Consider the following 23459-nt stretch of genomic DNA (forward strand, 5'->3'; position numbering starts at 1 on the left):
TCCTCGCCCGCAAGCCGCGACGCCGCGTTTCCGCCGAACTCAACCGCTACGGACCTGATGTCCGCGATCGCGCAGAAGGAGCTCGACGCCTCCGTGACAGATGCCACGCCCGCCGCCCAGGCCACTCTCGCGACGCTGGAGGAAACGCTCGAGCGGTTCTTCGGCGCGTTTCTGGATGAAACCAGCTACCGGGAATACCGGAACGCGGAGCGCATCATCGAGACGCTGAAGGCGCAGGGGCAGACCGTTTCCGGCGTTCCGCGCGTGCGGCCGTCCGATTGCAGCCGCGCGCTCGCCGCGCTGGAAGCCGTGTTCGAGGCCTACAAGCCGCTGTTTCGCACCCGCGATCCCGGCCCGATCCATCGCTTCGAGAAACTGATCTCCGACTTCGCCACCTTCGTCGAGAAGCTGTATCCGGCGGAAGCGATCGGCGTGCGCATCCTTCATGCCGACGTCCATCTGATCATGGGCGATCCAGAGGGCGTGGAAGAGGCCATCGGCGGTCTGGCCGACCGGCCCTACCTGATCCAGGGCGGCTTCAACGACTACCGCCGCGTGGTCGAGATCCGTGGCAAGGCCATGCTCATGGACGGACGCATCGGCGCGCGCGGCACCGACTATCTGGTGCACGGCCGCCGATTGATCCGCAACGGCAAGATGAAGGCCGTCGGCATCGCCCGCACCTTCGCCCCGTTCCTTGCCGCCGCCGATACCCCACCGGCGGCGGAAGGACTGTTCGCGCATCTGCTGGTGACCACCGCGCGCCGGCTGGTCAGTGCGCGCCGGCCGCGACGCGGGCTGGTGCCGCGCGTTCTCACACGCCTGAGGCGCGGAACGCTGGCGCTGCGCATGGCGGTGCTCTTCGATCTGCTGTCGCGCTTCGGCGACCTGCGCTGGCGCCAGCCCGCGACCGCGCCGACCGCGCCCAAAGCGGCGGAGGCCGGACTCTCGCGCCGCTATCTCGTCACCCGCGCGATGGGCGGGATCGGCGATCTGCTGATGATGACGCCCGGCCTGCGGGCGCTGGCGCTCAAGTCCGGCCAACCGGTCGATCTGGCGGTGCCGAAGGGGTTCTTCCCGATCTTCCTCGACAACCCGCATGTGCGCCTGATCGACATCAACGGCGCGCCGCTCGACACCCTTTCGTATCGCGGCTGGCGCAATCTGACGATCTGCCCGGCCGGACGCTACGAAAGCAGGACCAGGCCGCATGTGCGCAAGGGGCGGGTCGAGCTCTTCGCCCGGGGCATGGGCATTCGCAAGCGCCTGCTCACGCGCCACGGCTGGAACATCCAGATGGAGCTCGACGCCGACCAGCGCGCCGCGCGCGACGCCTTCCTGGCGGAGCGCGGCATCGGCAGGCGGCCGGTCGTCGGCGTGCAGCCCTATTCGCGCGACAGCTACAAGGACCATCCGCGCATCGGCGAGCTGATCGTCAAGCTTGCCGAGGACCACGACGTCATCGTGCTCCACCACCTCGCCGACGGCATTCCGCAAGGCCCGGGCATCTGGTCCACGGCCGGCCAGTCGCTTGCCACCTCGCTGGCTCTGGTGTCGCGGCTCGACGCGATGGTGAGCGTCGATTCCGCCTTCCTTCACGCCGCAGCCGCCTTCGACGTTCCCGTCGTCGCGCTCTTCGGGCCAACGGACGGGCGCACCTTCACCCGCCACCACAAGCACGCGACGGTGTTGTGGAAGCCGGAGGTCTATGGGTGCTCGCCGTGCTGGCGCAACGAGGATCTGCCCTGCATCCTCACCGGGCTCACCGGCATCAGCCCCTGCGTCAACGCCATCGGCATCGCGGAGATCCAGGCCGAGGTCACCCGCCTGCTCGACAACCACGGCCGGCGCTCCCTCGCCCCAAGCCCAGCGCCGACAGCATGAGCGGGGCGCTCCGGCGATGAGGCTGCTCCTCGACGTCACGCGGACGCTCGCCCACCTCTACCATCCCTCGCGCTCGGGCATCGACCGCGTCGAGGACGCGCTGGTGCGCCGGCTCGCCATGCCGGAGGCCGCCGGCCGCTGGAGCGACCTGCGCTATGTGGTGCTGACGCCGGGGCGGCAGATCTCGCTGTCGGGCGCGCAGTTCCACCGCATCCTCGCCCACCGCACGCGGATCGACGAACAGAGCGACGCGCGCGCCTGTTACCGCGCGCTCGTCGACTGGCTCGAAAGCGCGAACACGCTCACCCGCGAGCGCGCGGGTGCGGTCCGCTTCGAGGCCCCGCAGCCGCGCAGCACGCGGCTTCCCGCCTATTGGCAGATCCTCAAGGCGGCGGCACGCGCGTCCGAGGGGCTTGGGCCGCTCGCATCCGCCAACGACATGCCGACCGCTTATCTGCACGTCTCCCATATCCTGCTGGAGAAACGGCATCTGTTTCGCTGGCTGGAGCGAAGCAAGGTGCGCCCGGCGTTCTTCCTGCATGACCTGATCCCCGTCGACTTCCCGGAGTTTTGCGGCGCGGCCAGCACCGAGGAGCACAAGGCCCGCATCCGCGCGATCTCGGCGAGCGGCGAACTGCTGCTGGTGAATTCGAAGGCGACAGCGGAACGGCTCGCCCGGTTCCAGGCGGAGGAGCGGCTGGCGCGCCCGCCCGTCGCGGTGGTGCCGCTGCCCGGCGACATCGGTCCCGGAACGACCGCCCTGCCCCCACCGGCCACCACGCGCCCCTATTTCCTCTGTGCCGGCACCATCGAGGGCCGCAAGAACATAGGCTTCCTCCTCAACCTCTGGCGCGGCCTGACCGAGCGCCTGCCCTCGACCATGGTTCCGCGCCTGGTGATCGCCGGGCGACGCGGCTGGGCGTGCGACGATGTCCTGGCCGCGCTCGACCGCAGCCGGGGCCTTTCGGGGCATGTGGCAGAGGCGAACGGCTTCACCGATGCGGAAATCGTGGCGCTGATGCGCGGCGCGGCCGGCGTTCTCGCCCCCTCGCTCGCCGAGGGCTTCGGCCTGGTGCCGGCGGAAGCAGCAGCCCTCGGCGTGCCGGTCGTCGCCTCCGACATCGCCGCACACCGGGAAGCGCTTGCAGGACGGGCGACGCTTCTCGACCCGACCGACGGGCGCGGCTGGCGCGACGAAATCCTGCGCCTTGCCGAAGATCCCGCCTCCGCCCGCCCGGCGCCGGCAGGCGCCCCCGGCCAGGGCTGGCTTTCCCACGCGGATCAGGTGCTCGACGCCGTGCGCGAGCGGCTCCAGCAGGCAGCGCGGGAACCGTGACGTGACCGGCCGCGCCCCTACCCCACCGCAAAGCGCAGCGCTCCGCGCCGCCGCGAGGCTTGCGAAAGCTGCCGTCACACGGGAGCCGGTCTTCTTCGCCGTTCCTGTCCGTGACCCGACCTGCTCCGGCAAGGGCAATGTCGAGTTTCGGCCTCATGCGCGCGGCTTCGAGAGCGGCGCGCCTCTCCTTCATCACGCCACGCTCGCGCGCCGCCGCGCCATGGCCCGACAGACCTGAACCGGATCTCCCGCCATGTCCGCGCTTTTCGAGCTCAAGAAGTCGATCCAGAAGCACCTGCCGCGTCAGGCGCGCGACCGCCTGCAGGAGGCGATCTACTTCATTCTCTACAAGCTCTCGCCAGCGCGACGGCTCAACTTCTTCAACAGCGGCTATGCACCCGCTGCACCGGCAATCCTCGCCGAACCACAGTTTGCCCGCGAGGCGTTGCAGGCGACGCTCTATCAGGTTGTCATCGACGAGATGACGCGGGATCTCGACGGCTCGCGCGCGGCAATGCTCGACATCGGCTGCGGACTCGGCGGCGGCATGCGGGTGGCCCGCATGCTTCACCCGCAATCGCGGATCACGGGCGTCGATGTCGACCGGGCGGCCGCGCGCGTCTGTCGCGACCGGTTCCGCGGCGATCCGGCGATTTCGGTGGTCAGCGGCGACGGACGACGCCTGCCGCTCGACGACGCGGCCTTTGACTTCGTCTTCAGCGTCGGTGCGGCGAGCTATATCCGCATGGAGGACTTCCTGCCCGAGGCGACCCGCGTGCTGCGCCCGGGCGGGCTGCTGACACTCTCGGTCGGCTACACGCGACAGGACTTCGAAGGCCAGAAGTCCTATGTCAGCGAACTGGCCGAAGCGGCGGGTCTCGCGCCGCTGCGCTTTCGCGACATCACAGCCCATGTGTTCACCGCGATCGCCGAGGACGCACCCCGGCGCGCGGCGCTCATCTCGCGCGTACCGCCGCCGTTTCGCGGATATGCGCGCGACTGGGCCGACATGCCCGGCACACAGCGCTTCAAAGAGTATGAAGACGGCGAACGCCTCGACTATGCCGCCGTCTTCCGCAAACTGTGAGATCCGCGCAGACCAATGTCCTCCCTAGAACGGGAGCGACAGTCTTGCCGTGACGCCCTGGTCGCTGGCGCTGGCGCCAAGCTCGCCGCGATAGCTGACGTCGACGCGCGCACCGGCTCCAAGCGCCACCCTGACACCGGCCTCGAGGGCCAGCGTATCCCGGTCGATGGGCGCGCCGGCGATGGAAAACGGTACCGATCCGGTCATCGCCATCGGTGTCGTCGTATCGACCCGGCCAAAGGCGTGACGCCAGCCGAGAGACCCGGTGAACGACGCCGGAGCCCCGACAACGGACGCAAGATCGACCTCGCCACGCAGGCCGAACGTCGAGACCCCTATCCCCTGCGAGGTCGAGCCCGCGGTCAAGGCAGCCGCACCGCCTGTTTCAGCGAAACCGTCGCTGCTCTGGTGTACCAGCGCAAGCCCGGCGAAGGGCTCGAGGCGAACCAGATCGCGCTCGATCCGGTAGCCGATCTCCGCGAACACCTGGGCAGTCGCCGCCGAATAGTCGGCGGAAAGCCGATCCGTGAAGGCACCAAAGGCCACGTCGCGGCGGGTATCAACGTCATGCCAGGTATAGACCCCCCCCAGCCTCAGGCCGAGCGGGCCGAACTGCTGGCCGGCATAGACACCGGCCGAATAGCTGTCGACATCGGCTGAAGAGGCGCGCCCATCGACGGACGAAGCCGTACGCCCGTAGCCAGCGACAATGCCGGCCTGCCACCCAAAAGCCGTCTGCATGTCGGCGCCGACAAAAAAACCGCCTGTCGTGCGCTCAAGCGTGGCCGCATTGCCGTCGCCATCGTTGCGCCCCCACGCACCGAAAGCCTCGCCCCAGACGCGCGCGCCTCCATGCTCTCCAACGATCCCGTCCATCCCTCCATGGGTCGCGATCTGTGGCTGCCCTGAGGTCGCCACTCCGTCGAAGGCGGCGCGAATACGCGCATTCACCGCCCCGCGCACGAAAACGCTGTCGCGCGCCAGTGTGGTCTGTACGGAAGCGTGAACCTCTCCCGACATCTGGTCGAAGGCCGAGCGGACCTGTTCCAGGCTCAATCCCAGGATGGTGTCGTAGACCGAGCTGCCGATGCCGGTACTCTGGATCGCCGTGCCGGTGGCAATCTGGTTCCGGGTCTGGCCGACATCGGCGATGTCGATGTCGTTGCGCGACAGCGTCATGTAAACGTTGTTGGCGTCATAGGAGAGTTCCGCGTCCAGGAAGGCGAAGCTGTCGGAGACGCCGCCGAACATGCCGACGCGCCCGGCATCGGCAGTGAGGATCGTGTATCGGGTGGCGGGCGAATAGGTCACACCGGTGTCCGTGCCGTTTTCCGGGCCGACCGTGACGCTGGCCCCGACATCGATCGTGACATGACCGGTGGCGCGGACAATGTCGTTGTTGACGCCGGCGACGGCGCCTCCTCCCGTCACCTCGACCGCGTAGCTCGTGCCCGCGACAAAGCCGAGATCGCCGGCAATGTTCAGTGTGCCGATGGAATTGCCCGGGGAGACCCTCGCGCCGGATGCGAGCGTCACGTTGCTCAGCGTGCCGTTGCCGGCCAGCGTGCCTCCGGACAGGACGGAGATGGCCGCATCGAACACGCTGTCGACAGCCAACGTACCGCCGGACACCGCTACCGTGCCGAGGAAGCCCGAATAGTCGCCGGTGAGCCGGGTGACGCCCGCTTCCTGAAGGATGACACCAGTGCCGGTGACGTCGGAGGAAAACCCGAAGGCCGTGCCCGTGTGGTTGAAGACGATCTGTCCCGCACCGTCACCGAAGGCGATGCTGTCGACGTTCAGCACTCCAGCCGCCGTCGCCGTCGCGCCGGAGGCAGAGCCGATGTTGAGAACACCCGCCGACCCAGCCTGCTGGGCGATCGTGACCGCTCCCGTGACATTGACCACACCGCCGTTCGCGACCGTCAGTTCACCCTTGCCGCCATTGCCGATCTTCAGGTTGATGGCGTTTGTCCAGCTGGAGCCGACGCCTGTGACTGTCACCGAGCCCTCCGCGCCCGCGCTGTAGCCGATGGTGCCGTTGGTGTTCTCGACGGCACCGCCGTTCGCGACGATCAGCGTGCCCTTGCCCAACGACCCTACCCGCAATGCACCGGCGCTGCGCAGCGTGGAGCCGGGACCGGTGATCGTGGCCACGCCGACGGCCCCCGTGCCCTCGCCGATGTAGCCATAGCTCAACTCCACCGCGCCACCATCGGCCACGGTAAGCGTGCCGTTTCCCGACCGGCCAACCCACAAGATGCTGTTGTTTTTCCAGAGCGAGCCGGCGCCGGAGACCGTGACCTCGCCAATGGAATCCTTCTCAAACCCGATGGTTCCGTAGCCGCTTTCGACCTTACCGCCAGCCAGCACCTTCAGATCGCCGCGCCCCCGGTTTCCGACGATGAGGCCACCGGTGTTGGACCATGTCGACCCGTTGCCCGAAACGGTTGCCGTGCCGCTCGATCCGACGGCATAGCCGAGGAAGCCCTCTGTGTTGGCGACCTTGCCGCCTTCTTCCACGGACAGCGCGCCGCTGCCGCCCTGCCCCACGAAGAGATCGCCGTCATTGCTCCACAGTGACGACGCGCCGGTGACGGTGACCGTGCTGACGTCGGTTGCGAACGTGCCTATGACGCCGGTCTTGTTCTCCACCAGACCACCGTCGGACACGGTCATGGTGCCGGTACCGGAATATCCGACGCTGAGATCGCCGTTATTCTTCCAGTGCGCCCCCGGCCCGGTGACAGTGGCCGTTCCATGCGAGCCGGACATGAGGCCGAGCGTTCCGCTGGCGTTCTCGACTTTCGCTCCGGTCTCGACCAGCAGCGTGCCGCTGGCCGCAAGGCCGACATTGAGGGCGCCGCTGATGGTCCAGCCGGCGTTTGCGCCCGACAGCTTCAGCGTCGCCTCCGCCCCGGTCGGCCCATCGATGTTTCCGCTCCCGCTCGTGAGCGTGCCGCTGCTTGCAATCGCCAGCGTACCTCCCGTCACCGTGACGGCGCCGCTGACCCCGCTCGTGCCAGTCAAGGTCGTCGTGCCCGACAGATGTCGGATACGGCTGCTGCCGGCGCCGGCGACCATATCGGCGGCAAACACACGATCCGTATCCGTGTGGTTGAAGACGATTGTGCCGACACCGGCTCCGAAGGTCACCGTGTCAACGTTCAGCGTGCCGGCCGCGACAGCCGTGTCACCCTCGGCCGCGCCAATGTTGAGCGTGCCGCTCGAGCCGGCATCCCTGGCGATGACCGTTGCGCCACCAGCCGTCACCACACCGCTGTCGGAGATGGTCAGGCTGCCTGCTCCCGATTTGCCGATGCTCAGGTCGCCCGTGCTGGAAAAGGTGGAGCCGTCGCCAGTGATCGTCACCGCGCCCTTGCCCGCAGGCAACTGGCCGATGCCAGCCGAGCTGCTTTCGACCGTGCCTCCCTGCTCGATCAAAAGCGTGCCAACCGCGCTCTCGCCGACCAGGAGGACGTCCGCCACCAAGGGATCGCCCAACGTGCCGCCCGTGAGCCCATTGACGGTCTCGTTGGAATTGATCGAAACGTCGGCCGCGCGCGCGCCACCCGGGGCAATGAGCCAGCCTCCGGCAAGCGCCGTGGTCGCCAGCATCGCCGCCGAGGCGCTCCGCCAGCACGACGCTACCAGGCTCCGACCGATCCTTATGGAATCGCACACGGCAGGGGACGTATCTCGCAAAGACTTCATGCTTCTCGCTTCTGGGCTCACTATTTGCCGGGATGGCGACGCGCGTGCCGAGCGGAGGTCCCTCCGCCCGGTTCGCCAATCGTGGCGGCAACCCTAGAAACGAGAAAACGAGGCGACTATCCGATACCCGCAAAATCAGGCATGCCTCGCCTATTGTGGTCCTTGCGGAGATTGAAATCAGGTGGCGAGCGTCGCTGATGGCGTCTCGCCAAACAAGCGCTTGTAGTCGCTGGAAAACCGCCCCAGGTGCAGAAAGCCGAAGCGCATCGCCACCTCTGTAACCGTCGTGTTTCGCCGGTCGGCGACGCGCAACGTCTCGCGGACGCGATTGATCCGGCAGTTGCGTAGATAGGCGACAGGCGCCATGCCGACGTACTCGCGGAATGCGTATTGCAGCGCGCGCTCGGATACGCCGATGGACCGGCAGATGTCGACGACGGTGGGTAGAACATCTGCATCGAGGCGGTCTTCGACGTACTCGCGCGCCATTCGGCCGACACGCAGCGCCCTGGCCCGGGTCCCCGCGCTCGGCCGCCATCCCTCGCCCGACGCCGGCGCGCTCACCGCCTGCAGGACCATCTGAAGCAGAAGATCGTGCATGATGCGCGGGTCCACGGTTTCCTTGCGCTCCTGTGCGGCGCTCACCGCATCAAACCAAAGCGCCACCGTGTCGCTGAACCGGGATATGCCCGCGCTTCGCAGCTGCATCACACCGCCTTCCGGCCGCTCCCATCCGGCGGGATCGAGAACCCGCGCGGCGGCCAGGAATGCCTCCTGACTGAGACTGACATAGGCCGTCTGGGTTCCGTCCGGAACATAGAGGTCGAACTCGGTGTTCTCCGGCATGAAGAAGACGGTGTCGGCGTTGCCGGCGCAGTGATCGGAGAAGCGGAAGGAAGGATGATGGGTGCAGCAGGAGATGGTGCACAGATCGCGCGGCGTCACGCCCACCTTCTGCACCGCGACGTCCTGGCGCTCGCGCACGACCTGCCGACCGCCGACGTCGACAATGTCCATCTGCCCGAGCCGCCGGCCGGAGCCGAGCTGGTAGCATTCCATCCCGATCCAGGGCTGCATCGCGGCCTGTGTGCCCGCGCTGTCGAGCGACACGGAGCACAAGCCGACGCGCGCGCGTGCCGGATCATCGATGCCTGGCATATCGCCTGTGAGCTGTGAAACGACTGCGCCAGCCGAGGCCGTCTGTCCCTGATCGTCCTGTCGCACCCGGGAATCGTTCCTTTTCAAGACCCCATCCGGGCGATTGCATATGACTCGAAAGATCGCAGCAAAGCCTGAGCCGGTCAATCGCGCGACAGTCAGTGGCAAGTGCATTGCGGCAAGGTGAGCCCGCGTCCTAGAACAGGGCTCTCACACAGGCGGCAAGGGGCAAGGGCGCGTGATCAATCTCAAGGCGGGTCGCTATTTTCTGGAGATCACGCGCTGCCATTCGATCCGGCAGGCGGCCGACCGCCTCCATCTGGCGCCCTCGGCTCTCAGCCGCCAGATCGCCAACCTGGAGCGGGAACTCGGCGCCGAGCTGCTCGAGCGGCGCTCGAACGGCGTCCAGTTGACCGAGGCCGGCCTGCTACTGCGAGACAGGCTGACGGAAATCTTCGCAAGGCTCGACTATCTGGAAAGCGACCTGACGGACCTGCAGGGCATGCGCACCGGCCGGGTGACCATCGCAACGGTCGAGGGCGTCACACGCGCCTTCCTGGCCCATTGCATCACAGCCTTCACCGCCGAAAACCCCGGCGTCCGCTTCCGGGTTCTCATCCGAAGCCGCGACCGGGTGTTCGAGGCGCTGGAGCAGTACGATTGCCATATCGGCTTCGTCTACGATCACTTCACCCATCCGGTGATCGAGCCGCTCGGCCAGTGGCGGCAACCGCTCATGGCCTTCGTGCCACCAGGCCACCCGCTCGCGCAGGGCGCGCCGGTCAGCCTCCAGGAGGTGGCCAGCTACAGCTATGTGCTGCCCGACGAGAGCTTCGGCATTCATCAGCTTCTCGTGCGGACCTGGAAAAAACTCGGGCAGATGGTCAAGCCGGTGATCGTCTCGAACCAGCTCCAGTTTCTCATCGCCTATGCGATGCAGGCCTCGGCCATACTGTTCGTGCCGGCGCAAGCCGTGCAGGCGGAACTCGAGGCCGGCACGCTGGTGCCGGTGAACCTCGATTGCCCGGACTTCCAGCACCGCCACATATCAGCAGCGATCCGGCGCGACCGGCAGCTGCCGCAGTCGGCCGAGACGTTTCTTCACGGCGCCGTTGCCGGCTTCCCCGCCTGGCAGGCGCGCGACGAGGATATACTGACCCGCGCGCGCCTTCGCCACTGGGTCGATCAGGCGTAGATCTCGACCGTCAGTTCCGCCTCGACGGGCGCGTCGAGGCCCAGCTCATGCTGGAAAAGCGCGGCGCGCGCGTGCTTGCCGTTCTCCTCACCCAGAAGTTCGACGTAGAGATCGGAAGCACCGTTCAGCACCAGATGGGCCTCGGTGAAGCCCGGCGCGGAATTCACATAGCCGACCATCTTCACGATCCGCTTGACGCGGTCGAGGTCGCCGCCGAGCGCCGCCTTCATCAGGGCAAGATGGTTGATCGCCATCAGGCGGGCGGAGCGATACCCCTCCTCGACGGTGAGGTCGGACCCGAGCTTGCCGCTGATCGGCATGATGTCATTGTCGTTTTCATCCGGCTGGGTGCCGAGCGTCCCGGACAGATAGAGGATGTTCCCCACAACGACGCCCGGAATGTAGTTGGCGATCGGCTTCGGCGGACGCGGCAGGACGATTCCCATCTCCTTGAGCCGGCTTTCAAGCTTGCCAGTCATGCAGTTCTCCCTGTTTGCAACAGGGAGATTATTCCGTTTTTTGAAAGCCGTTGTGGTGCGCTTCTGAGATCACGGCTTTGCATTTTTGGCAACGCAATCACAATCAGACGCAACGTGAACCATGCGTAAGGGCGCGTTTGCGCCACCTCAAAAGCAGGTTTTTCTCTTTTTTATTCAATAATATGATTGAAGAGGATACGCCGTTTTACCAAGGCTCGACATCCTCAGGGACGTATTCGGCCAAATCGTGGCGGCGTGCGGTTTTTGCGAACGCCGTCTGGAAATTCGGTCGGCTGCTGATAACGTCCTCCAATCGTGGTCCGCCAATTCCGCCGTGCGGACGAGAGGAGGTCCAATGTCGAGTGAGGAGCGGTCTCTGCGCCAGATTGCCGGAGACCTGAGAGAAGGCGGCATCACCGCCGCCGCCCTGCATACAGCGGCCGTTTCGGCCCGCGAGGCAACCGAGGCGCGGCTGAACGCCTACAAGACCATCGATGATGGCCTCGCCGCCCGGCAGGCCGGCGTCGCCGACGCGGCCTTCGCCTCGGGAATGGACCTTGGCCCGCTGCAGGGCATCCCGGTTTCGGTCAAGGACCTGTTCGGCGTCCCCGGCTACCCGGTCTTCGCCGGCATGGCACAGGCGCTTCCCGCCGAATGGCAGCGCCCCGGACCGCTTGTCTCGCGGATGCGCTCCCAGCTCGGCGTGGTCACCGGCAAGACACATACGGTCGAATGCGCCTTCGGCGGCCTCGGGACCAACGCCCATTGGGGCGCACCGGTCAATCCCTGGTCGGTCGACGCCCCCCGCGCACCCGGCGGTTCAAGCTCGGGCGCCGGCGTCTCGCTCGCGCAAGGATCGGCCCTTGTCGCCTTCGGCACCGATACCGCCGGCTCTGTCCGCATCCCCGCCTCGGTAACCGGACAGGTCGGCCTCAAGACGACACACGGGCGCTGGTCGCTCGACGGCATCTTCCCGCTGTCGCCCTCTCTCGATACGCCGGGCCTGCTCTGCCGCTCGGTCGCGGATCTGGCCTTCGCCTTCGCCGCCCTTGACCCCGCCTTCATGGAACGCAACCGCGAGGACATCGCGCCGGTCGATCTCGCCACGCTGCGCATCGGCCTTCCGGACAGGCCCTTCAACGAAGACATTGATCCTTCGGTGTCCTCGGTCTTCTCCAGGACACTGGCGGAATTTTCCCCGAAGTGCCGTTCGGCGGTCGCCGTCGAACTGCCCGGCGTCGCCGAGGTTCTCGACATCTTCGCCAAGGGCGGCCTCGCCGCGCCGGAGCTTCGAACCCTTCTCGACGCACGTTTCCCCGAGCGGATCGCGACGCTCGATCCGGTCGTGCGGCTGCGGATCGAAGGCGCCGACAGCATGCCGGCGACTGAGTATCTGCGTCGGCGCGCGGTGCTTGCCGCCTGCGGCCGCCAGGCGCTCTCGGTCTTCGACGAGGTCGACGTTCTGGTCACCGCGACCGTGGCGATCAGTCCTCCCCGGCTCGACGACCTCGCCGACATGGACGTCTACCGCCACGCCAACATGATGGCCCTGCGCAACACGGCCATCGTCAATCTCTTCGGATGGTGCGCGCTCACACTGCCGGCCGGGCTCGATGCCAACGGCATGCCGGTGGGCCTGCAACTGATCGCTCCGCCAATGCAGGAGGAGCGCCTGATCGCAGTGGCCCGGGCCATCGAGGCCGCGATCGGAACCGGATCCCAGCGCCTGGGCAAACCGCCTCTTCGGAGCTGACGATCCGTTACATATAAAAACAGAGAGGAACTGACATGTCTTTCCGCAAACTCAAGGTTTCGCTGGTGGCCGCGGCCGCCATGCTCGTCTCGGGATCGGCCTTTGCCGCCGACTACACGCTGACCTTCGCGCACGTCCTGACCGAGAGCACCCCGAACGCCCGCGCCGCGGTGAAGTTCAAGGAAGAAGTCGAGAAGAACTCGGGCGGCCGCATCGAGATCAACGTCCGGCCGGCCGCTCAGCTCGGCGGCGACGTCGAGATCATCGAGCAGGTGCAGATGGGCGTTGCCCATATCGCCATCCCGCCGACGGGCAATCTCGCCAATTTCCAGGAGAAGATGTATCTCTTCGACCTGCCCTTCCTGATGGCCGATGACGCCGCGATGAAGCGCGTCCTCGACGGCGAGGTCGGTCGCTCGCTCCTCGACACGCTCGAGGCGAACAACCTGCACGGTGTCAACCTTTGGGGCGCCGGCTTCCGCCACATGACCAACAACGTTCGCCCGATCACCAAGCCGGAGGACCTGCAGGGCATCAAGATGCGTACGCTGCAGGCACCGACGATCCTGGCGACCTACCGCGCCTATGGCGCGAACCCGACCGCGATGGCCTACACCGAGGTTTACAACGGTCTGCAACAGGGCGTGGTCGAGGGGCAGGAAAACCCGCTCGCCAACATCTACTCCATGCGCTTCTACGAAGTGCTGAAGTACATGACCATGACCAACCACGCCTACCACACCTATGCGGCCGTGGTGAACAAGGCCACCTGGGACGGCATGCCGGATGACCTGAAGAAGGTCATGGAAGACGCCTTCGTCGTTGCCCGCGACTATTCCCGCGAGCTGACCGCCGAGGACGAGGCCAAGATCCTCGAGGAGATCAAGGGCCAGATCGAGATCATCGAGCTGACCCCGGAAGGCCGCGCCGCCTTCATCGAGGCCTCCAAGCCGATCTACGAGGAGTTCCGCTCCAAGGTGACGCCGGAGATCATGGACAAGGCCCTGGCCGCGGCCAAGGGCTGATCCGAGAACAGGGTCGGCGAACATGCTCGAGACACTCAACAGGATCATTGACCGCGTTGAGGGCGGGCTGGTGACGCTCCTGATGCTGACCGCGACAGTCGTCGCAATCGCCCAGGTCGTAGCCCGCTACATCTTCAACAACTCGCTGTACTGGTCCGAGGAGCTCATCCTCTACTCACTCATCACGATGAGCTTCCTCACCGCCAGCATGGGCGTGCGATATGCGGCGCACATCAGCGTCGTCGCACTCTATGCTTTCGTCGGCCCACGCATGGCCAGGGGGCTGCACTATGTTGCAGCCCTTCTGGGCATGATCTTTTCGGGCGTGCTGATCTACTACGGCGCGCGCCTGTACCTGAACACGATGAACATGGGGCAGCTCTCGCCCGCCATGCGCATCCCTGTCGGGCTCGTCTATCTCGTGATCCCCGTTTCCGGGGCGATGATGCTCATGCGGTATCTGCTGATCCTGCAAAGCCTTGTGAGAAACGGCGAATACAAGCCGCCTGAAACAAACATCAAGAACGCCTGAGGGATTGAGAACACATGGTCGCGGCACTCGTCCCGGTATTCTTCGGCCTGCTCCTCTTCGGGCTGCCGATCTTCGCATCGCTGGCGCTGGCGGTTACGGCAGCGCTCTACTTCTTCGGCGGAATCGATCCCGTCGTCGTCCCCATGCGCATGTTCTCGGGGATGAACAACTTCTCCCTGATGTCGATCCCGTTCTTCATCCTGGCTGCCGAGCTCATGCGCATCGGCGGCCTGTCCGGGCGGCTGATCGATCTCGCCCGCGCGGTGATCGGCTGGTTGCCGGGCGGACTTGCCGCGGCAACCGTGGTCGCCTGCCTGCTGTTCGGCTCGATCTCGGGATCGAGCCCCGCGACCGTGATCGCCATTGGCACGATCATGTTTCCAGCAATGGTCGCGGCCGGTTATGACCGCTTCTTCGCGATCGGCCTGATCACCACTGCCGGCACGCTCGGCCCCATCGTTCCGCCGTCGATCGCGCTCATCATCTATGGTTCGGTCACCAGCACTTCGGTCGGCAAGCTCTTCGCCGCAGGGCTGCTGCCCGCCGTTCTGATCGGCGGACTGCTCATCGCCTACAGCAGCATCTACGCCTACTACAAGGGCTATCCGCGCGACGCCTTTCCGACATTCCAGACGGTCTGGACGGCGTTCAAGCGCTCGGCCTGGGGCCTCGGCCTTCCGGTGATCCTGCTCGGCGGCATCTACACGGGCGTCTTCACTCCGACGGAATCTGCCGCCACCGCCTGCCTCTACGGCTGGTTCATCGGTGCCGTCATCTATCGTTCGATCAGCCTCAAGGACACGCTGGAGATCCTGCGCAACACCGGCCTTCTGTCGGGTCCGCTTCTGCTGATCACTGCCGGCGCTGCGGCCTTCTCATGGCTACTCGCGATTTCCGGCACGCCCGGCCAGCTCGCGCAGCAGGTGCTTGCGAGCACGGATTCAGCCTTTGTGATCCTGCTTCTGCTCAACCTGATCCTGCTGGTCGCGGGATGTTTCCTCGACAGCGCCTCGGCGATCATCATCCTTGGACCGCTGATGCAGCCGATCGCCGCCCAGCTTGGCGTCGATCCGGTGCATTTCGGCGTGATCATGCTGGTCAACCTGTCGGTCGGCATGCTGACGCCGCCGGTCGGACTAAACCTGTTCGTCGCCATGGGAATTGCCGACATGACCCTGTCGCAGGTGTTCAGGGCGGCCCTGCCGACGATCCTGCTCATGGTCGTGGCGCTGATCCTGCTGACCTACATTCCAGCGATCAGCATGTTCATTCCGAGCCTGCTGTACTGACGGCCACGAGATATGCAAAAGCCCCCGACGGTGCGAACCGCCGGGGGCTTTTTTTTTGTCGTCATGGGCGCCGGAGGCATGCCTGGAATTTCAACCCAGAATGCCGGTCTCCACGGCGACCCGCCGGTAGGCGGCTCCTGCGGTGAACCCGCCATCGATGACGAAATCCTCGCCCGTCACGAACCGCGAGGCGTCGCTGGCAAGATAAAGCACCAGCTGCGCCACCTCCTCCGCCTCCCCGGAGCGCCCGGCCGGCGTCAGGTCGATCATCGGCTTGAGGTGCGGCGAGTTCCGGTTGAGCCCGGTGACGATTAGACCCGGGCACACCGCATTGACGCGGATGCCCTTGTCGGCGAATTCCATCGCCGCCGACCGCGTCAAGCCCCGCAAGCCCCATTTGCTCGCCGTATAGGCCGGGTCGGAATGTCCCGAGAAGGCCGAGTTCGACGAGATATTGACGATGCTGCCGCCGGTTTCCGCCATCAGCGGGGCGCAGGCGCGGATGCCGAGAAAAGCGCCTGTCAGGTTGACATCGATCAGCCGTCGCCAGGCCGCCGGCTCGGTTGCCGAGATCAGCGTGCGGTTGATGATGCCTGCGTTGTTGACGAGGATATCGAGACGCCCCGTCCAGTCGCCTGCAGCATCGACAGCATCTTCCCAGGCGGAGGCGTCGGTCACGTCGAGCAGGCGAAAGCGCACGGCCTCGCCGAGTTCAGCGGCAAGCGCCTGCCCCTCCTCCTCGAGAACATCGCACACGAGAACCTGTGCGCCGCATTCGGCCAGCAGGCGGACCTCCGCCTCGCCCTGCCCGCGTGCGCCGCCGGTGACGATGGCCGTCTTTCCCGACAGGTCGGTCAGCCGCGCGCGCCACTCGGCCGCTGTGCTCATGCCTGCACCATCGTCTGATGCTGTTCGCCAAGTCCGGAAATGCCCAGGCTCACTTTCTGCCCCTCCCGGAGGAAGGTGGGCGGCTTCATCCCAAGGCCGACGCCGGGAGGTGTGCCAGAGGAAATCACATCGCCGGGCAGCAACGTCATGAACTGCGACAGATAGCTGACGATGTGCGCCACTCCGAAGATCATGGTTCGGGTATTGCCGGTCTGGCGGCGCTCACCGTCGACATCGAGCCAAAGGTCGAGGTTCTGGACATCGGCGATCTCGTCGCGGGTGACCAGCCAGGGCCCGATCGGGCCGAAGGTGTCGTGCCCCTTGCCCTTGGTCCACTGGCCTCCGCGCTCCGACTGGAACCGCCGCTCGGAAAGGTCGTTGATGACGCAATAGCCCGCGACATGCTCGAGCGCATCGGCCTCAGACACATACTTTGCCCGTGAGCCGATCACGACACCAAGCTCGACCTCCCAGTCGGTCCGGTCGGAGCCGCGTGGGATCTCGATATCGTCATTGGGGCCGCAGATCGCCGAAACGGCCTTGGCGAAGAGCACCGGCTCCTCCGGCGGCTCCTTTCCCGTTTCCTTTGCATGATCGGCATAGTTGAGACCGATGCACAGAAACTTGCCGACGCCCGAGACGCAGGCACCGAGGCGCGGATTGCCCTCGACGAGCGGCAGTGTCGCGGGGTCGATCGCCGCGAGTGCCTCCAGCCCCTCGGGCGAGAGCACCGCCCCGCCGATGTCGGGAACATGCGCGGACAGATCGTGCAACCGTCCCTTGTCGTCAACGAGACCGGGACGTTCCTGCCCCAAAGGGCCATAGCGCAAGAGTTTCATGACGGGATCTCCTCAATAATACTCGGGCGCGCGCTTCATCGCCGCCCATTGTTCGGGATCGTGGCCGGCCACCACGAGGGCTCCGGTGTTTTCCTGAACCGCGCGCAGCTTGCGCACCGAACGCACCGCATCGACGGCGGAATGGAGCGCGCCGGGAAGCGCCTTCTCCTCCCAGTGATCGAGCGTATCGGCGGCATCCACCGCCAGAAGCACGTTCTGGCGCGCGGTCTTCACGAGAATGGACTGGTGACCGACCGTGTGGCCGGGCGAACGGATCAGCGTGATCGTGCCGTCGCCGAGCAGGTCGTAGAAGTCTCCCCAGCTGTCCTCGAGGAAGAACCAGTCGACGCCAGCGCGGTTGATGTCGCTCTGGATGTAGGCCCCAACCTGGAACCAGTCGGGGCTGCGGGCGTAGTCCATCTCCGTGCGCTGCACGACGTGCCGCGCACCGGGAAACCGGCCGACGGCTCCGACGTGATCGAGATGCAGATGGGACAGCACCACATGCGTGACACGCGAGGTGTCGAGGCCGGCGGCCTGCATCTGCGCGACGCAACCGTCCTTCTCATCGAGAACGGGAACAAAGAAGTCGGCTGTCGCGCCCCAGTGGCCATGCGGGTCGGTGGCGCATTCAACCGGCGTGCCGCCGTCGATGACGATCAGGCCGCGCGGATGATCGACCACATAGAAGGGAACCGGGATCTCCCAATCGCGTCCTTCGCCCTCGTTCAGATAGATATCGTGGTACTTGCACTTGAGCGTACCCGTCTGAAACATGTAGAGGCGAACCTCGCCCATGCCTTCATCCTCCCTTTGAACTCGATGGATTTGCGGCCTATCCGCGATAGACCGGCACCCGCCGTGGCCGTGCGGCCGCGACCGGCGTCGTTGCGGCAAAGCGGTTCGTCCGCGCCATGCCGTGTTCGATTTCCGCCGCGATGTTGCGGATCTCCTGCGACAGCTCTCCGGTGTTCGCCGCAGCCAGCCTCTCGACGGAGAGGACGAAGACCACGCTTCCAAGGACCCGCTCCTCGCTGTCGCGGACAGGGGCGGCAATGCCCACCAACCCCTCGAACACCTCCGACTGCGACATGGTCACGCCGGCGTTGCGGATTTCGGCCATGCGCGCCAGGAACGCCTCGATCGTGTCCCCCAACCCGCTGTCGCGGATCTTCTCCGCATTCCACGAGTGGATGCTCCTGAGCTGCGAGGGCGACAGGTTGGCGAGGATGACCTTCGCCATCGCGCCCTTGAAGATCGGCATGGAGCGACCGGGCTTGTAGATCTCGGGAATGCTGTGATCGGTCCAGGCGTAGTCGGCGCAGAGAACCTTGTCGCCGTAGTAGCTGCAAAGCATGATGTTGATGCCGATGCAGTCCGCGTAGTAGCGGATCAGGTGATGGGCCGAACGCAGCAGCGGGTCGTTCTCCCGCTTGAGCATCTCCAGCTCTATCACCCGCGAGCCGATGACGTAGGAGCCGCCACTGGCCGGCGTCAGAAGTCCCGAACGCGTCAGCGATTGCAGGTAGCGATAGGCGCTCGCGCGCGACGAACCGGAAAGTTCGGCGGCGCGGGCGACGTCGATCATCAGGTTGTCCTCGTCGAACCCGTTGAGGACGGCCAGCATCTTGTCGAGGCTGGTCATCTTGCCCTCACCGCCATCATCCGCTTTCGACATGGGCCTCTCCCTCTACTTTCCCGAGATCAGTTCCGCAGGAACGATAACGATATCCGGGAACAGCAGCAGCAGGACAAGAACGGCGATCTGGGCGAGGATGAACGGCCCGACCCCCTTGATGACGCGCCCGAGCGGCACCCGCGAGACGCCGGCCACCACATTGAGCACGCTGCCGATCGGAGGCGTGAGCAGGCCGATGGCCGTCGCGATCATGAAGACAACCGCGAAATAGACCGGGTCGATGCCCGCTGTCTTCACCGCCGGCATCAGCACCGGAACCAGGATCAGGATGATCGGCACCATGTCCATGGCGCAGCCGACGACCAGAACCAGCAGCACGATGACCGACATCAGCAGCAGCGGATTGTCGGCAAAGGGCGCGACAAGAGCGGAAATCTGCGCCGTCAGACCGGCGATGGTGATCATCCAGCTCGAGACCAGCGCGGCGGCGACGAGAAACATCACCATGGAGGTCGTCTTGGCCGCGCCCAGCAGCACGTCGTAGAGCTGCGAGATCTTGAGTTCGCGGTAGATCACCATGGAGACGAAAAGCGCGTAGACGGCGGCGATCACACCAGCCTCCGTCGGCGTGAAGACGCCGAACCGCAGGCCGACGAGAATAATGACGGGAAGCATCAGCGCCCAGATGCCTGCCCAGGCCTCGCGCAGAACCTTGGAGAAGGGAACCTTCTCCATCGTCACCGTCTCCTCGCGCTTCGAAACAAGAAACCAGGTCAGCGTGAGCGCCAGCGCCATGATCAGCCCCGGCACGATGCCGGCGATGAAGATGCGGGTGATGGAGATATTGCCGACGACACCGAGCAGGATGAAGCCGATCGACGGCGGGATCACCAGCGCGGAAATGCCGGCCGAGGCAATAAGCCCGGCGGAGCGACCGGAATCGTGGCCGGCCTTGATCATCATCGGCACGAGGATCGCAGACAGGGCGGCGGCATCGGCGGCGGCGGACCCTGAAAGGCTGGCCAGTACGAGCGCGGCCAGAATCGCGACATAGCCGAGCCCGCCGCGCACATGCCCCACAGCGGCAACCGAGAGATTGACGATGCGCCGGGACAGGCCGCCGGCGTTCATCACTTCGCCGGCAAGCATGAAGAAGGGAACCGCCATCAGCGGAAAGCTGTCGGCGCCATTGAGCATGTTCTGCGCGATGATCTGGGGGTCGAAGAACCCCTGCTGCCACATCAGCGCGATGCCGGTCATGATCAGCGCGTAGCCGATCGGCATGCCGATGGCCATGCTGCCGAGAAGGCTGGCGAGAAAAATGGCGATGGTCATCTCACTTCACCCCGCTTTCGCGAAGCGCCTGCAGTTCCTCATCCACACTCTCGACCCGGTCGAGCCGGCCGATAACGATGAGATAGAGCCGCCAGAGCAGGATGAAGCCGGCGGAGACGCCAAAGACGATGCCGATGCCGAAGAGCAGCGACATGGAAAGCCCTGTCGCGGGCGCGTAGGTGTGCCGGTTGAGCAGAACCTGCGTGTAGGTGCCGGCGACAATCAGCCAGGTCGCGTAGATCATCAGGACGTGGGCGAGCCCGAGGCAAAGACGCCGCAACGTCCTTGGAAGGCTGTTGACGATGAAGTCGAGGCCGAGATGCCCGTTTTCACGCAGCACCACGATGGAGCCGACAAACACCAGCCACACGAAGAGCCAGCGCGAGAACTCCTCGGACTCCGTGATGCCCGAGTTGAACACGTATCGCAGCACCACATTGCCGAAGACCAGCACGACCATGCCGGCCAGACACAGCACCATGAACCACTTGAGCAGTCGGAAATAGAATTCGATCGCCTTGGACATCTTCCCCCCTCCGGAGTTTGCCGGCATGCGCGCGCCGCCCCGTCCGCGACGCGCCATGACGTTCGGATCACGCCGGACGGCGGTATCCCTCAAGCTCGCTGTCATCGACATCGGGCAGGTTGACCACGATGTTGTCCGGGGTCCTGCAGGTCAGCCAGACCAGGGGCTCGGTGATGCTCATGTTGACTTCCACATGCGGCATGTGCGGCGGCACGAAAACGAAGTCGCCCGGCATCATGTCAACGAACTCCCGATAGCCTTCACCGAAGTAGATGCGGCCATGCCCTGCGAGCACATATCCGCCGGTTTCCGCCTCGCCATGGTGATGCGGCGGGGAGCGGAAGCCGGGCTCGTTGGATACCTGGCCGAACCAGATCTTGGTCGCGGGCGTATGCTGCGGGCTGACGCCCGAGCGGCGCACGCAGTCGCCGGACTGTCCGGTGTTGCCATCAAGCGCATTGGCGCGGGTCACGACCGGAACGACGGGTTCGCTCATCGAATTCTCCTGATGTTGTGTGTGAAAAAAGCGGGCGGCGGCACCTGCCGGCGTCGCCGTCAGTTCATGTGCATGCCGCCGTTCACGTCGATGGCGGAGCCGGTGATGTAGGACGACATGCCGGAAGCCAGGAACACACAGGTGTTGGCCACATCGTCCGGCACGCCGAAGCGGCCGAGAGGAATGGTGGGCATGACTTTGGCGGTCAGGTCGTCGTCATAGAAGCCGCGCGTCATGCTGGACATGATTACACCGGGATTGACGGCGTTGATCCGGATCCCCTTGGGGGAGATCTCGCGTGCGACGGATTTCACCAGGGCGAGTATCGCGCCCTTGGAGGCCGCGTAGTGCGGCCCGCCCATCAGCCCGCCGCCGCGCTGCGCGGCGATGGAGGCGATGCAGATGATCGAGGCGCCCGCCTCCATCATCGTCAGCGCGCCCTGCGTCATCGTCAGCGTGCCGCGCAAGTTGATGTCCATCACCGCGTCGTAGTCCGCGCGCGTGATTTCCGCGACCTTTCGCGGTTGGGTGATGCCGGCGTTGTTCAGCAGGATGTCGAGCCGGCCGAACCGGTCGCGAACGGTATCGAACACATTCCGGCAGGCGGTCTCGTCGGTGAGGTCGGCAGCGATGCCCAGGGCGTTCGCACCGAGGCGTTCCTCGGCGGCGCGCACGCCCGCCGCGTCATGATCGACGACGACCACCTTCGCGCCCTGGGCGACGAAGGCACGCGCCGCGGCAAAGCCGATACCCTCGACATTGCCTCCACCGGTGACGATCGCGATCTTGTCTTCAAGCAGCAAAGTCTTCTCCCGCCCTTGTCTTGCAAGTCCCGCAACGCCCCGCCGGACACAATCGAGCCGGCGGGGCGAAGGAGACGATCACTTGATGAGGATCAGTTGGAGCCCTTAGAGGCCTCGATCTCGGCCTGGAACTCCTTGACGACCTCCTGGTCGAGGCCGGAGGACACCTTCTCCACGACCGGACGGACCGCATCGCGGAATTCCTGCAGGTGCTCGGGGGTGATCTCGTCGATCTCCATGCCCTTTTCCTTCAGGAACGCCAGCGTCTCGCCGCTGGTCGCGTTGATGATGTCGCGATTGAAGACCGAGCTTTCGGCGCAGGCGGCGCGAACCGCGTCCTGCTCCTCAGGCTTGAGCCCGTCCCAGAACCCCTTGCTCGCATAGACCACGGAGATGGTGGTGAAGTGCTTCGTCTCGGTCAGGTAGTCCTGAACCTCGTAGAAGGAGGTGGACCGGGTCACATCGTTGGCGATCTCGTTGCCGTCGATTGCGCCGGTCTCCAGCGCCGTGAAGGTCTCCGGGAAGGGAAGCGGCGTCGGATTGATGCCCAAAGCCGAGAGCGAGTCGATGTAGACGCTGTTCTGGATCGTGCGGATGCGCAGACCCTTGACGTCGGCAAGCGTCTTCACCGGGTGCTTGTTGTTGGTGATGTTGCGGAAGCCGTAGTCCCAGAAGCACAGGCCGACGAGATTGTTCGGCTCCATCTTCGCCAGGATCTTCTCCGCCACCGGGCTGCGCGACACCTTGTCGAGCTGCGCGTAGCTGTCGAACATGAACGGCAGATTGAAAACATTGAACTCCGGGACCATCGCGGCGAGGCCCGCCGTCGTGGTGACAGCCATCTCGACGATGCCCCCCTGGGCGGAGGAGATCGACTGGATCTCGTTGCCGATCTGTGCCTGCGGGAACTGGCGAACCGTCACGGCCCCGCCCGTCTTCTGCTCGACCAGTTCGGCGAACTTGCTGACCGTCTGCCCCATCGTGCTGTCCTGCGCGACAGGATAGCTGAACTTGATGGTGGCCGCGGAGGCCGGCGTGCCGGCGGCAGCGAGCACGACCAGAGAAGCCGCAAGCGCGGCGCGGTACGTCTTATTCATGATTTCCTCCCCAAGACATGGACGGCACGTCGGTGCCGCAAAAATCAAAAATCTCATATTGCGCTATTTGTCAATAAACAGGATGCGCAAAACACCGCATCCCGAGATCACCAGAAAGCTGGCTTAACCCACGCCTAAATCGCAATGATATTTCATTTTAAACATAAATATCAGATGATTAAATCAATTGCATCCATTCGAACCTACATCTCAGAGGACGTGTCGGGGTGGTATTTTTTTCATTTTCGTTTTTCACAATTATCAAATTATGAGACTTAAAATATCGCACTGCAAAACGAGAGATAGGAACCTCACGGCATCCCGCAAGCGCACGCGCCACAGCCAACCAGAGCCGGCGTGGAATTCCGTTCGACAACAGACCTT

Annotated in this window: 20 protein-coding genes; 8 read left to right on the top strand and 12 right to left on the bottom strand. The window is 65.2% G+C overall.

Annotated features, from left to right (window positions below):
- Positions 1-57 precede the first annotated feature (57 nt).
- The 3 genes from ACSLUQ_RS08945 to ACSLUQ_RS08955 all read left to right on the top strand — a co-directional run bounded on the left by ACSLUQ_RS08945 (position 58) and on the right by ACSLUQ_RS08955 (position 4307).
- Complete coding sequence (locus tag ACSLUQ_RS08945) at positions 58-1884, top strand: glycosyltransferase family 9 protein (protein WP_461808297.1); 1827 nt, start codon at positions 58-60, stop codon at positions 1882-1884.
- A gap of 16 nt (positions 1885-1900) precedes the next feature.
- Entirely contained in the window at positions 1901-3220 is a 1320-nt protein-coding gene (locus ACSLUQ_RS08950; RefSeq protein WP_461808298.1) for a glycosyltransferase family 4 protein, read from the top strand.
- 253 nt (positions 3221-3473) lie between these two features.
- A complete protein-coding gene (locus ACSLUQ_RS08955) occupies positions 3474-4307 on the top strand; it encodes a class I SAM-dependent methyltransferase (protein WP_461808299.1) in 834 nt (277 codons plus the stop codon).
- A gap of 24 nt (positions 4308-4331) precedes the next feature.
- On the opposite strand, the gene ACSLUQ_RS08960 is transcribed toward ACSLUQ_RS08955, so the two are convergent.
- Together ACSLUQ_RS08960 and ACSLUQ_RS08965 are read right to left on the bottom strand one after the other, a co-directional pair.
- Positions 4332-7925 (bottom strand): autotransporter outer membrane beta-barrel domain-containing protein, encoded by a 3594-nt coding sequence (locus ACSLUQ_RS08960; protein ID WP_461808300.1) that lies wholly within the window; start codon positions 7923-7925, stop codon positions 4332-4334.
- 273 nt (positions 7926-8198) lie between these two features.
- Positions 8199-9266, bottom strand: a complete 1068-nt coding sequence (locus tag ACSLUQ_RS08965) for a helix-turn-helix domain-containing protein (RefSeq protein ID WP_461808301.1) — start codon at positions 9264-9266, stop codon at positions 8199-8201.
- 151 nt (positions 9267-9417) lie between these two features.
- Between ACSLUQ_RS08965 and ACSLUQ_RS08970 the strand changes: the two genes are divergently transcribed.
- The gene (locus ACSLUQ_RS08970) at positions 9418-10374 is read left to right on the top strand and encodes a LysR family transcriptional regulator (protein ID WP_417772606.1); all 957 of its coding nucleotides are present in this window, start codon (positions 9418-9420) and stop codon (positions 10372-10374) included.
- Here ACSLUQ_RS08970 and ACSLUQ_RS08975 read toward each other — a convergent pair.
- Entirely contained in the window at positions 10365-10853 is a 489-nt protein-coding gene (locus tag ACSLUQ_RS08975) for a RidA family protein (RefSeq protein WP_417772605.1), read from the bottom strand. The genes ACSLUQ_RS08970 and ACSLUQ_RS08975 overlap by 10 nt on opposite strands.
- A 355-nt stretch (positions 10854-11208) precedes the next feature.
- Here ACSLUQ_RS08975 and ACSLUQ_RS08980 point away from each other — a divergent pair, with 355 nt between their 5' ends.
- Genes ACSLUQ_RS08980 through ACSLUQ_RS08995 form a run of 4 tightly spaced genes read left to right on the top strand, consistent with a single transcriptional unit; the run spans position 11209 to position 15452 of the window.
- Positions 11209-12606, top strand: a complete 1398-nt coding sequence (locus ACSLUQ_RS08980; RefSeq protein ID WP_461808302.1) for an amidase — start codon at positions 11209-11211, stop codon at positions 12604-12606.
- A 35-nt stretch (positions 12607-12641) separates the two neighbouring features.
- Positions 12642-13631 (top strand): TRAP transporter substrate-binding protein, encoded by a 990-nt coding sequence (locus ACSLUQ_RS08985; RefSeq protein WP_417772603.1) that lies wholly within the window; start codon positions 12642-12644, stop codon positions 13629-13631.
- 22 nt (positions 13632-13653) lie between these two features.
- Positions 13654-14163 carry a TRAP transporter small permease gene (locus ACSLUQ_RS08990; RefSeq protein WP_417772602.1) on the top strand — a complete coding sequence of 170 codons (510 nt, stop codon included), beginning with the start codon at positions 13654-13656 and terminating at the stop codon, positions 14161-14163.
- Between the two features lie 14 nt (positions 14164-14177).
- Complete coding sequence (locus ACSLUQ_RS08995; protein WP_417772601.1) at positions 14178-15452, top strand: TRAP transporter large permease; 1275 nt, start codon at positions 14178-14180, stop codon at positions 15450-15452.
- Positions 15453-15542: 90 nt separating this feature from the next.
- Here ACSLUQ_RS08995 and ACSLUQ_RS09000 read toward each other — a convergent pair whose 3' ends face one another.
- The 9 genes from ACSLUQ_RS09000 to dctP all read right to left on the bottom strand — a co-directional run bounded on the left by ACSLUQ_RS09000 (position 15543) and on the right by dctP (position 23075).
- Positions 15543-16340: an SDR family NAD(P)-dependent oxidoreductase gene (locus ACSLUQ_RS09000; protein ID WP_417772600.1), complete on the bottom strand. Its 798-nt coding sequence runs from the start codon at positions 16338-16340 to the stop codon at positions 15543-15545.
- Complete coding sequence (locus tag ACSLUQ_RS09005; RefSeq protein WP_461808303.1) at positions 16337-17179, bottom strand: fumarylacetoacetate hydrolase family protein; 843 nt, start codon at positions 17177-17179, stop codon at positions 16337-16339. The genes ACSLUQ_RS09000 and ACSLUQ_RS09005 overlap by 4 nt, the downstream gene beginning before the upstream one ends.
- A gap of 12 nt (positions 17180-17191) precedes the next feature.
- Entirely contained in the window at positions 17192-17977 is a 786-nt protein-coding gene (attM, locus tag ACSLUQ_RS09010; protein ID WP_461808304.1) for an AttM family quorum-quenching N-acyl homoserine lactonase, read from the bottom strand.
- Positions 17978-18014: 37 nt separating this feature from the next.
- Entirely contained in the window at positions 18015-18857 is an 843-nt protein-coding gene (locus ACSLUQ_RS09015; RefSeq protein ID WP_417772597.1) for an IclR family transcriptional regulator, read from the bottom strand.
- A 12-nt stretch (positions 18858-18869) separates the two neighbouring features.
- Positions 18870-20153, bottom strand: a complete 1284-nt coding sequence (locus tag ACSLUQ_RS09020; RefSeq protein WP_417772596.1) for a TRAP transporter large permease — start codon at positions 20151-20153, stop codon at positions 18870-18872.
- A gap of 1 nt (position 20154) precedes the next feature.
- The gene (locus ACSLUQ_RS09025; protein ID WP_461808305.1) at positions 20155-20679 is read right to left on the bottom strand and encodes a TRAP transporter small permease; all 525 of its coding nucleotides are present in this window, start codon (positions 20677-20679) and stop codon (positions 20155-20157) included.
- 67 nt (positions 20680-20746) lie between these two features.
- Positions 20747-21175 (bottom strand): cupin domain-containing protein, encoded by a 429-nt coding sequence (locus ACSLUQ_RS09030; protein WP_417772594.1) that lies wholly within the window; start codon positions 21173-21175, stop codon positions 20747-20749.
- Between the two features lie 59 nt (positions 21176-21234).
- Complete coding sequence (locus ACSLUQ_RS09035; RefSeq protein WP_461808306.1) at positions 21235-21978, bottom strand: SDR family NAD(P)-dependent oxidoreductase; 744 nt, start codon at positions 21976-21978, stop codon at positions 21235-21237.
- 92 nt (positions 21979-22070) lie between these two features.
- Positions 22071-23075, bottom strand: a complete 1005-nt coding sequence (gene dctP / locus ACSLUQ_RS09040) for a TRAP transporter substrate-binding protein DctP (RefSeq protein ID WP_417772592.1) — start codon at positions 23073-23075, stop codon at positions 22071-22073.
- Positions 23076-23459 lie beyond the last annotated feature (384 nt).

This window comes from Stappia sp. ICDLI1TA098 (assembly GCF_054880955.1).

Excerpts from the sequence above, each read along its gene's own strand:
- ACSLUQ_RS08945 (WP_461808297.1), top strand. The coding sequence starts at position 58 with ATGTCCGCGATCGCGCAGAAGGAGCTCGACGCCTCCGTGACAGATGCC.
- ACSLUQ_RS08950 (WP_461808298.1), top strand. The coding sequence starts at position 1,901 with ATGAGGCTGCTCCTCGACGTCACGCGGACGCTCGCCCACCTCTACCAT.
- ACSLUQ_RS08955 (WP_461808299.1), top strand. The coding sequence starts at position 3,474 with ATGTCCGCGCTTTTCGAGCTCAAGAAGTCGATCCAGAAGCACCTGCCG.
- ACSLUQ_RS08960 (WP_461808300.1), bottom strand. The coding sequence starts at position 7,925 with ATGCTGGCGACCACGGCGCTTGCCGGAGGCTGGCTCATTGCCCCGGGT.
- ACSLUQ_RS08975 (WP_417772605.1), bottom strand. The coding sequence starts at position 10,853 with ATGACTGGCAAGCTTGAAAGCCGGCTCAAGGAGATGGGAATCGTCCTG.
- ACSLUQ_RS08980 (WP_461808302.1), top strand. The coding sequence starts at position 11,209 with ATGTCGAGTGAGGAGCGGTCTCTGCGCCAGATTGCCGGAGACCTGAGA.
- ACSLUQ_RS08985 (WP_417772603.1), top strand. The coding sequence starts at position 12,642 with ATGTCTTTCCGCAAACTCAAGGTTTCGCTGGTGGCCGCGGCCGCCATG.
- ACSLUQ_RS08990 (WP_417772602.1), top strand. The coding sequence starts at position 13,654 with ATGCTCGAGACACTCAACAGGATCATTGACCGCGTTGAGGGCGGGCTG.
- ACSLUQ_RS08995 (WP_417772601.1), top strand. The coding sequence starts at position 14,178 with ATGGTCGCGGCACTCGTCCCGGTATTCTTCGGCCTGCTCCTCTTCGGG.
- ACSLUQ_RS09000 (WP_417772600.1), bottom strand. The coding sequence starts at position 16,340 with ATGAGCACAGCGGCCGAGTGGCGCGCGCGGCTGACCGACCTGTCGGGA.
- ACSLUQ_RS09005 (WP_461808303.1), bottom strand. The coding sequence starts at position 17,179 with ATGAAACTCTTGCGCTATGGCCCTTTGGGGCAGGAACGTCCCGGTCTC.
- attM (WP_461808304.1), bottom strand. The coding sequence starts at position 17,977 with ATGGGCGAGGTTCGCCTCTACATGTTTCAGACGGGTACGCTCAAGTGC.
- ACSLUQ_RS09015 (WP_417772597.1), bottom strand. The coding sequence starts at position 18,857 with ATGTCGAAAGCGGATGATGGCGGTGAGGGCAAGATGACCAGCCTCGAC.
- ACSLUQ_RS09020 (WP_417772596.1), bottom strand. The coding sequence starts at position 20,153 with ATGACCATCGCCATTTTTCTCGCCAGCCTTCTCGGCAGCATGGCCATC.
- ACSLUQ_RS09025 (WP_461808305.1), bottom strand. The coding sequence starts at position 20,679 with ATGTCCAAGGCGATCGAATTCTATTTCCGACTGCTCAAGTGGTTCATG.
- ACSLUQ_RS09030 (WP_417772594.1), bottom strand. The coding sequence starts at position 21,175 with ATGAGCGAACCCGTCGTTCCGGTCGTGACCCGCGCCAATGCGCTTGAT.
- dctP (WP_417772592.1), bottom strand. The coding sequence starts at position 23,075 with ATGAATAAGACGTACCGCGCCGCGCTTGCGGCTTCTCTGGTCGTGCTC.